Here is a 3633-nt window from a genome sequence, read left to right as displayed (position 1 = left end):
CCTACACCCCACACCCCACACCCCACACCCTGTCCCTACGAAAAACTTTTTCAGCAGACCCTATGTAATTCGTGTCTTTCAATAGAGACAGCCAATACTTTGTTTCTAGACATTCCTTATAAGCTATTGACATTTTAGCTCGAAAATCAGCTTGAGAAATAGCTCCATTAGCCTCGGCAATGTTAGCCCCGATTGAAGTGCCACTCCTTAATAGCTGTTTTGACAAAACATATTCTTGTTTAGTCTCACACAAATATTTATAGCCTTTAACAATCCTAATGGCAAATTTATAAGCTTTATCATAAACTTTACTCTCCATCTGTTTGCCCCGCTACCGATCACTGATTACTGATTACTGATCACTGTTTACTGATCACTGATCACTGATTACTGATCACTGATTGCTGTAATTTTGTCGCCATCACCGAGATAGGCTGCCCCTTTGACCACAATGCGATCGCCCGCTTGTAAACCGGTGAGAATTTCCACGCGATTATTCGGCATAATTTGACCTAATTGCACAGTTTTGGCGGTAACGGTGTTATCAGGTTCAACTAAATAAACTAGAGCTTGATTATCTTTTTGGGGTAAAACTGCGGTCATGGGGACGGTTAAACTGTTGCTAGTATTCGTCACGATCGCACCTCGTAAAAACATCCCCGGTTTTAATCCTGTATTGTCGGTTAAATCGACTTTAACCGTTGCTTGACGGGATGCCTCATCGACGATGGGATTAATTTCGCGCACCTGTCCCGATAGTTTCAGACTGGTATTAGCATCGGAAGTGATAGTAACGGGCGCTCCGACGCGGATTAAGGGCAATTGATTCTCAGGAACCCGCAATCTTAGCTCTAAACGCCCATTTTCGATGATTTTAAAGAGAGCATTTTGACCGTTGGTGGTATCCCCGATGCGGCCATTTCTTTCGGCAATTTTGCCACTGACCGGAGAAATCAGGCGCGTCTCGTTTAATTGGGCGTTAACAATGGCTAAACGGCTTTGAGCTTCCGCTAATTGGGCTGTAGCTTGGGCGATCACTTCAGGACGATTGCCTGCTTGCAATTGTGCCAGTTGCTGCTCTGCTTCTCCTAAACGGGATTGGGTCTGTTGTACGATCGCCGCTTGCTTTCTTTCTTCATTGAGGACTTCATCGAGACGATCCCGGGCGATCGCTCCTTCCGCTTCTAAACTTTGGTTTCTCTGGACGCGTTTTTTGGCCAAATCCCAATCCGATTGAGCTTGACTAATTTCGGCTTTTATGCGTTGAATAGTTTGTTTAGCTCCAGCGATCTCCTCTTTACGGCTACCCGCTTGCAATTCTGCCAAACGCGCCCGGGATTGGGCGACATTTGCCTGTGCTTGGGTTAATTGCGCTTGTAGGACGGTATCATCGAGACGAGCCAAAATTTGACCTTGGCTGACCCTATCCCCTTCATCCACAAAGATTTCTTTGATTTGTAGTCCCGTCGCTTGGGAAAGAATCGGGATTAATTCATCGGCTGCCACGCTTCCAGTCGCTTTCAGGGTGCGGGCCACGGGAGTAAATTCTACCCTAGTGGTGGTTACTGTTTGTGCTGGTGCTTCATTTTTTGCCGCTACGGGCTGAGTATTGGGGTTTTGGGCTGTTTGGGGTCGATTAGCGAAACGAGTCGCCCCCAGGGTCAATAAAACCCCCAATCCCACACCGATAAATAAACCCTTTCCTCCCGATAGCCAAGAGTTGGTTTTTGTCGGTTTTGGCGAGTATTCGGTTTTCTCTGGCTCAATTTCGGGTTTAAATGCGATAACTTCGGGAACTAGCGAATTATCGGCTGAATGCTGGTTATTTTCTAGGGTATCTGGCCGCACGGTCTGCCCTCTCGGTAGATTCTGGATAAAATGTTAAGTTTTGTATCCATTTATAATCTAACGGAAAAAGGTCACGGGTGGGGAAAGTGAGAAAGTGGACTTGCTGTAAAAATCCCAAATTGTCGTGGTTGGTGAGGATTCAGTAGGCAGTAGTCAGGAGACAGTAGGCAGTAGTCAGGAGACTCCGAGACAGGAGACAGGAGAATTAAGAATGAGTAATAATCAATTAAATGGTTTATTTAGAGATTTTATGCCAGTTAATCTGGCTCTCCCCTACTTGTGGTCATAAGAAAAAGTTATGAAAAAGTCAGAGATCCAAATTTTCTTGGCCCATGCCAGTGAGGACAAACCAGCAGTTTTGGCACTGTATGACCGCCTCAAGCAAGCGGGATATAAACCTTGGTTGGATAAAAAAGACCTGATTCCGGGTCAAATTTGGCGAGATGAAATTCCGAAAGCGATTAAAGCTAGTCAGATTTTTCTCGCCTGTCTGTCAGGGAAATCGGCTAATAAGCAGGGATACATCCAACGGGAGTTGAGGATTGCACTTGATACCTTGGGACAGATGCTACCGGGGACAATTTTTTTTATTCCCATGAGGTTAGAAGAATGCGAAATTCCTGATCTGCGAAGTGCAGAAGTTAGCTTGAATCTGCGAGATATTCACCGGCTTGATTATTGGGAAGAAGACGGATTTGAGCAACTAGAAAGAGCAATTGGCTATCAGTTCAAGCTTGAACCGGAAGAGCCAAAACAACTGTTATCAGTATTTAACTTTGAGGTGGTGGGAGTAAATGCGAAGGGTGAGCAAATTAGAAAAGAGTCGAAACAGTCCCAATATTTCAGGGAAGATCTGGGCAAAGGCATCACCTTAGAAATGGTCGCCATTCCGGGGGGAACTTTCCTGATGGGAACAGAAGATGAGGAAATCGAAAGACTGGTTAAAAAATTTAATTGGGAAGGATTTAGAAGGGAAAGACCACAACATGAAGTAACTGTCCCACCCTTCTTTATGGGTAAATACCCCATCACCCAGGCCCAGTGGAAAGCGATCGCCTCTCGCACGGATTTAAAAGTTAAACAAGACCTTGATTTCAAGCCAGCCTATTTTAAAGACCGTCCCGATAGCGATCGCCGTCCCGTGGAACAAGTCAACTGGTACGATGCGATCGAGTTCTGTGCGAGATTATCAAAACTAACGGGAGGGGAATACCGACTTCCCAGTGAGGCGGAATGGGAGTACGCCTGTCGTGCTGGAACCACCACCCCATTTTACTTTGGGGAAACCATTACGGGGGAATTGGCTAACTACAATGCCAGTAATACCTACGCCGATGAACCGAACGGAGAATATCGAAACGAAACAACTCGCGTGGGACAATTTCCCCCAAACGCCTTTGGACTGTACGATATGCACGGCAATGTCCGGGAGTGGTGCGCCGATACTTGGCACGATAACTATGACGGTGCGCCGACGGATGGCAGTGTCTGGATAGAAAATGGTAATGATAATCGTTCTCCTCTGCGGGGCGGTTCCTGGGGCTACAATCCTACTTACTGCCGTTCCGCGATTCGCTACGACTACTACTTCCGCCGCGTCAACCGCATCAACAATTACGGTTTTCGGGTAGCCTGCGTTTTCGGGAGAACTCTCTAACCCTTTTTCCTTTTTCCCCTTTTACCCTCATTCCCTATTTTTTCTTTTTTCTTTTCTTTCCCGCCCTTAGGCGGGTCGATTTTGTAGGGGCGAACTCGACCCATTTGGTCGATTTTTGCTTAACAATT

The 3633-nt window shown here is 46.2% G+C and carries 3 protein-coding genes; 1 reads left to right on the top strand and 2 read right to left on the bottom strand.

Annotation, left to right across the window (positions count from 1 at the left end):
- Position 1: 1 nt before the first annotated feature.
- Both PX636_RS02640 and PX636_RS02635 read right to left on the bottom strand, forming a co-directional pair.
- Positions 2 to 319 carry a four helix bundle protein gene (locus PX636_RS02640; RefSeq protein WP_288032325.1) on the bottom strand — a complete coding sequence of 106 codons (318 nt, stop codon included), beginning with the start codon at positions 317 to 319 and terminating at the stop codon, positions 2 to 4.
- A gap of 68 nt (positions 320 to 387) precedes the next feature.
- The gene (locus tag PX636_RS02635; RefSeq protein ID WP_288116145.1) at positions 388 to 1848 is read right to left on the bottom strand and encodes an efflux RND transporter periplasmic adaptor subunit; all 1461 of its coding nucleotides are present in this window, start codon (positions 1846 to 1848) and stop codon (positions 388 to 390) included.
- A 298-nt stretch (positions 1849 to 2146) separates the two neighbouring features.
- Here PX636_RS02635 and PX636_RS02630 point away from each other — a divergent pair, with 298 nt between their 5' ends.
- Positions 2147 to 3505, top strand: coding sequence for an SUMF1/EgtB/PvdO family nonheme iron enzyme (locus PX636_RS02630; protein ID WP_288116144.1), 1359 nt, complete (start codon positions 2147 to 2149; stop codon positions 3503 to 3505).
- Positions 3506 to 3633 lie beyond the last annotated feature (128 nt).

Origin of the sequence: Microcystis sp. M53598_WE2, assembly GCF_030067735.1 — a bacterium.
In the GTDB taxonomy this organism is placed as follows: domain Bacteria; phylum Cyanobacteriota; class Cyanobacteriia; order Cyanobacteriales; family Microcystaceae; genus Microcystis; species Microcystis aeruginosa.
This window is presented reverse-complemented; position numbering and strand designations above follow the sequence as displayed.

Excerpts from the sequence above, each read along its gene's own strand:
- PX636_RS02640 (WP_288032325.1), bottom strand. The coding sequence starts at position 319 with ATGGAGAGTAAAGTTTATGATAAAGCTTATAAATTTGCCATTAGGATT.
- PX636_RS02630 (WP_288116144.1), top strand. The coding sequence starts at position 2,147 with ATGAAAAAGTCAGAGATCCAAATTTTCTTGGCCCATGCCAGTGAGGAC.